At 46.5% G+C, this 258-nt stretch carries 1 pseudogene; it reads right to left on the bottom strand.

The features are described 5' to 3' along the window. Positions 1-258: pseudogene (locus RYX56_RS23585) on the bottom strand (cell wall-binding protein); the annotation flags it as partial.

The raw sequence follows: 258 nt of genomic DNA on the forward strand, positions 1-258 counted from the left end.
CATCTCCTTACCGCTTTTCGCCGCGCTTGGTTTTGAACCGTTATTTACCCGAACTGCAGAAACATGTGCAGCGGCAGAAGGCTTCCTCTCAAATGCTTTGGCCGCAGCTTGTTCCTGCTTGATTTTTGCCTGAATGCCCTTCATTTGCGATTCAATGCCTGCCTTTTCCCGCTCGGCAAGCTCCATTTGCTTGGTAATCTGCTCGTATTTTTTTTGCATTTCGTCTAAGACTGCTTGTCTTTTCTGCATGTTTTGATT

Source organism: Alkalihalophilus lindianensis, from assembly GCF_032843265.1.
GTDB classification, from domain to species: Bacteria; Bacillota; Bacilli; order Bacillales; family Bacillaceae_D; genus Alkalihalophilus; species Alkalihalophilus lindianensis.